3 protein-coding genes and 1 tRNA gene are annotated in these 4,200 nt (G+C 44.8%); 1 reads left to right on the plus strand and 3 read right to left on the minus strand.

Annotated elements, in window-relative coordinates; genetic code table 11:
• Nucleotides 1-463: 463 nt before the first annotated feature.
• The 3 genes from QUA00_RS36315 to QUA00_RS36325 form a co-directional block, all read right to left on the minus strand.
• Entirely contained in the window at nt 464-1,192 is a 729-nt protein-coding gene (locus QUA00_RS36315) for a glutathione S-transferase (protein WP_333413415.1), read from the minus strand.
• A 51-nt stretch (nt 1,193-1,243) separates the two neighbouring features.
• Nucleotides 1,244-2,191 carry an oxygen-dependent tRNA uridine(34) hydroxylase TrhO gene (trhO, locus tag QUA00_RS36320; RefSeq protein ID WP_333413417.1) on the minus strand — a complete coding sequence of 316 codons (948 nt, stop codon included), beginning with the start codon at nt 2,189-2,191 and terminating at the stop codon, nt 1,244-1,246.
• Nucleotides 2,192-2,716: 525 nt separating this feature from the next.
• Nucleotides 2,717-2,806, minus strand: a tRNA-Gly gene (locus tag QUA00_RS36325).
• Between the two features lie 84 nt (nt 2,807-2,890).
• Between QUA00_RS36325 and QUA00_RS36330 the strand changes: the two genes are divergently transcribed.
• Entirely contained in the window at nt 2,891-4,135 is a 1,245-nt protein-coding gene (locus QUA00_RS36330) for a tyrosine-type recombinase/integrase (protein ID WP_333413419.1), read from the plus strand.
• Nucleotides 4,136-4,200 lie beyond the last annotated feature (65 nt).

The following is a 4,200-nucleotide window of genomic DNA, read 5'->3' on the forward strand; positions in this document are numbered from 1 at the left end:
ATCCTTGCTCTTCGCTGTGCTTATCTCAACGGTCAACTTTCAATTTGATGTATTTGCCAAACTGAGATGCACCCTAAATTTTCTTGTGGAACAGGCATCTTGGCTGTTCCTAAAAGGCTAATTGAGAATGGTGCAACCTATGAGTTAAAAGTCACATTTTGCACCCTTCTCAAGAACGGGCAAGATGCCCGTTCCACCAAAGATAAATTTTCTTGTGGAACAGGCATCTTGGCTGTTCCTAAAAGGCTAATTGAGAATGGTGCAACCTATGAGTTAAAAGTCACATTTTGCACCCTTCTCAAGAACGGGCAAGATGCCCGTTCCACCAAAGATAAATTTTCTTGTGGAACAGGCATCTTGCCTGTTCCTAAAAGGCTACCATTTTCTGTCCCAAGAAAACGTAGTGAAACAATCTCAAACCCTTGATTCAACGCCCTTGAGTCCGTAAGTCCTGAATAACTAATTACGAGGAAGGAAAAATAACGCCTAGATTACCGGATTCCCATTTCGGATATTTCTGCATCACACTGCTATAAATTTCCGAGTCTGTGAACGCTGCTAACCAAGCTTGTAGTGGAGGCCAAGGCTGTTCGTTGAACCAAGCTAGATCCGTATGAGCAAATTGACGAACAAAAGGTGCGATCGCCATATCAGCCAATGCTACATTGTTACCAAACAAATATTTAGTCGCACTTAACTGTGAGTTGAGTTTTTCCAGGAATAAAGAACCTTCATACCGATGTACTTGGGCATCAACATCGGGATAACGATCCGGGTACTTATAACGGTCAAGATGATATTTAAACCTATCATCAAATAGAGCAATTAGTTCCAGCATTTCTGTAAGAGAACCTTGCTGTGGCATCAACCATTTTTCAGGATCATGTTGTCTCAATGCCCACAACATGATATCGATACTTTGATCCAGTACACGCCCATCAACATCAATCAATATTGGTACCGTACCTTTGGCAGATACTTCCAACATCTCTGGTGGTTTGTCTCGCAAAACAACTTCCCGCAACTCACACACCCGATTGCTAACCATTAAGGCCAAGCGCGCGCGCATAGCATAGGGGCAGCGGCGAAAGGAATACAAAATTGGGTATGTTGCTGACATATAATTAGTCGATCGCGCGATCGGGTTTTTCGGGTCAGAAACCCGGTTTCTTTCGATATTTCTCGTCGCCAAACAAGATTTTTCGTAGAAACCGGGTTTCTTTGAGCTTAGTCAATAATAATATTAGTCGATCGCACCATCTACTTTTTCCTTCGCATCGTAGCGCGCACCTATATGTACTTGGTTGCGACGCTTAGCAAGCTCAATCTGACGTTGACGTTCAGATAAGGCTTGTTTTTTGGTTTCAGTTTTTGAGTCATGACAATGAGGACAACTCACACCAAGTACAAATAATTCAGAAGCCTTATCTTCCTGACTAATCGGGTGACGACAACCGCGACAAAGTTCATAGTTTCCCGGCTTTAAGTCCTGACCAACAGAAACCCGCTCATCAAACACAAAACATTCACCTTCCCAACGACTTTCTGCTTCCGGCACCGTTTCCAAATATTTTAAAATTCCGCCTTCGAGATGATAGACTTCCTCAAAACCTTGAGTACGCAAAAAAGCAGTAGATTTCTCGCAGCGAATACCACCCGTGCAAAACATTGCCACCTTGGGTTTATTGCGTAAAGCTGTTTCTCGCAGCACCCATTCAGGTAACTCGGAAAAGCTTTTTGTTTTTGGATTAATAGCGCCTTCAAAAGTACCCAGAGATACCTCGAAATCGTTACGCACATCAACCACCACAACATCGGGATCGTCAAGCAGCTTATTCCACTCATCAGGCTTAACATATTTGCCAGCCATGAGGCGGGGATTAATGTCCGGTACTCCCATCGTGACTATTTCGCGCTTCAAGCGTATTTTCAGGCGGTAAAAAGGTGCTTTTTCCGAGAAAGATTCCTTATGTACCAGATCCGCAAAACGCGGGTCACTACGCAAGAATGCCAGCACTGCGTGTACGCCCTCGGACGGGCCGGCAATAGTGCCATTAATGCCTTCTTGGGCCAGCAAGATAGTGCCTTTGACGTTGTTGTTGTTGCAACAATCGAGTAGCGGTGCTTTCAGCTCAGCAAAATCAGGTAGTTCAACGAACTTATATAAAGCAGCGGTTAAGAAATAAGCCATATATCGAATGGATAAGAGTAATTAAATTTCATAATTAAATTATATGAAAATTCAGTCAAAGCGGGCGGTGGGACTCGAACCCACGAGGTTCAGCGGAAGAGGTAAGCATCACTCATGGAACCCGATACTGGCAAAGGGTTACATCCTCCGAGCTGATTTTTGTATCCCGTGTGGTCTCGAATTTGTCTCCAAAGGGCTAACGTTGTCCTGTCGCTTTTGAAATTTTACCATGAGCCATACGTCTCGTAGAGGTGCGGAATGTGAGTTAAAAGCACCACGCAAAAAGTCGAGGGCTGATTTGGCGGATATGGAAACTGTGCTGGACGTATTGGCAGAGCTAGGCGCTTAACCAAAGCCATATTTAGAGACACTCCAAATACTCTCCAAATTGTCTCCAAATTGTCTCCAAACAGCCCTCAAAAACCCTGTGTTTGTCTCCAAAAACATCCTGTGCAACCACAGAGATCCAGCCCTAGAAACGCCAAAACCCTTGATTCCTCAAGAGTTTTAAAGAGTTTTTTCGCAAGCGGACGGTGGGACTCGAACCCACGACGTTCAGCATGGGAAGCGATAGGAATGAATCGGCAAACCCTTTGTCCCGTAACGATTTCTCGCAAAATGTTTTTGCCGTCCACTGTTTTCGTAGTCAAACCGTAGTCAGTTTGGTAAAATTGGTCGATCGAGTTTGAGCAAAAATACATGACTAAAACTCCCAAATCGGGCGGGAAAGCTTCTTACGGTTCCGTGGTGGTAGCAGCTCGCGAGGGGAGACTGCGGTTACAACTGCCAAGACATTTGTACGGGGGGGAGCAAAAATACCTGTCTTTGGGGATGGCAGATACCCCTGAAAACTGGGAACTGGCAGAGGCTAAAGCACAGTTGATTGAATCTGACATCAAGTTTGAGCGCTTTGACCCCACACTCAAGAAATACAAGTCACAGACTCACCTGACTGTTATTGAGACAATCAAGCCTAAGCCGGAACTGACTCTAACTAAATTGTTTGAGAGATATTTAGAATTCAAAAAACCTGCTGTCAAGCCCACAACTTTTCACTATTTAGTAACGAGCATTCAAGCTTATATTGACCGCTGTCCCTACCAAAGTTTGTCCGAGGATGATGCTTTGCAAGTACGCGCGTGGCTGCTAGGCGACACTACTAACAGCATGACTAAGCGAGTTTTGACATACGTGAATGCAGCGGTTGAATGGGGGATTAAATTTAAAATTATTACCAGGTTGTCCGCTTCCCCTTTTAACGGGATGGCAGCCGACTTGCCAAAACACAACTGGCAAAGTGACCCTGAACCTAACGCTTTTAGTCCCGAAGAAAAGGCGCTGGTATTAGAAGCTTTCAAGAACCACAAAGGGAATTGGAACGGCAGGGGTTATGGAGGGCAGAAGCTTTGCTACTATTACCCTTTGGTGCAGTTTTGGTTCATGACTGGATGCCGTCCCTCTGAGGCTGTTGGCTTGAGGTGGCGCGATATTGCCTCCGACTTTTCTCACGTTGTGTTTAACGGCAGTGTGCAGCATCCGGGCGGGATAGAGACTAGGGTTGATGGTAGTAAAAACAACAAGCGTCGTAGGTTCCCTTGTAATCAGGAATTAAGCGAGCTTTTAAGAAGTCTTGAGCCAGAAAACTTAACGGACAAAAACAGTCTGGTTTTTCCCTCACCCAAAAAGGGCGGGGCGATTAATTACAGCAATTTCACTATCCGCACTTGGCACAAGTTGGTTGACCCAATCACTGAGAAAACTCGCGACATTGAAGGACATCGTAAAACTACTACTCCCTACTCTTGTCGGGATACTTTTATCAGCGAACAAGTTGGTAAGGGTGTACCGAGTGCAGTGGTGGCTAAGTGGTGTGATACGTCTGAGAAAGTGATTAATGCTGTGTATTTAGATGGCAAGATTTTGGAGCATTTGCGCCCGCTTTGATGCTGTTGGGATGTTGATTCTAGAGGCAATTTTTTTGTAGATTTTCTTGCGTACAAAATCAACAC

The organism is Microcoleus sp. T2B6 (assembly GCF_036700475.1).
GTDB lineage: Bacteria > Cyanobacteriota > Cyanobacteriia > Cyanobacteriales > Microcoleaceae > Microcoleus.